This is a genomic window from Microtetraspora sp. AC03309 (genome assembly GCF_020826795.1).
In the GTDB taxonomy this organism is placed as follows: Bacteria; Actinomycetota; Actinomycetes; order Streptosporangiales; family Streptosporangiaceae; genus Microtetraspora; species Microtetraspora glauca.
In genome coordinates, this window is the sequence record NZ_JADDIL010000382.1 from 1 (window position 1) to 585 (window position 585).

General features: G+C 62.6%; 1 protein-coding gene. It reads right to left on the reverse strand.

Translation table 11 applies throughout. The features are described 5' to 3' along the window. Nucleotides 1-144: 144 nt before the first annotated feature. Nucleotides 145-585 (reverse strand): LLM class flavin-dependent oxidoreductase (locus tag IMZ11_RS43445; protein WP_228649523.1); only part of this gene is annotated, 441 nt, incomplete at its 5' end.

Genomic DNA, 585 nt, shown 5'->3' on the forward strand with positions numbered 1-585 from the left:
GTTCGGCGGTACGGATCTGCACCGGCATCGTCAGCACGGTGCCGAGGACGGTGTGTTGCGAGGGCCCAGAATCGGGAGCGCTGTGACTCACGCCATAAATCTAGAACCTCGAGTAGACAGGTTGCAAGAAAGTGTCTACTCGGGTCAGTGATCCGCCGCGAGAGCCGCAAGGTCACGGATCTGCTCGACGGAACGGGCTCCGACCACCATCATGGTGACGCCCGCGGCCTCCCAGGCCTTGATCTGCTCCTTGACGTAGTCGAGGTTGCCGACGATCGCCGAGTCATCGACCAATTCATCGGGAATGACCTTGGCAGCCTCGTCTTTACGGTCACTGCGGAACAGTTTGGTGACGTCGTCGACGACTTCCGCGTATCCCATCCGGCGGTAGACCTCGGCATGGAAGTTGGTGTCCTCGGAGCCCATGCCGCCCATGTACAGCGCCAGGTGCGGCTTCATGAGCTCCATGATCGCCGGCCGGTCATCGGTGACCACCACCTGTGCGGTGGCACAGATCTCGAAGGTCTCGCGGGTGCGCCGCGCGCCGGGTCGGGCGAACCCCTCGTCCAGCCACTCGTTGTACAT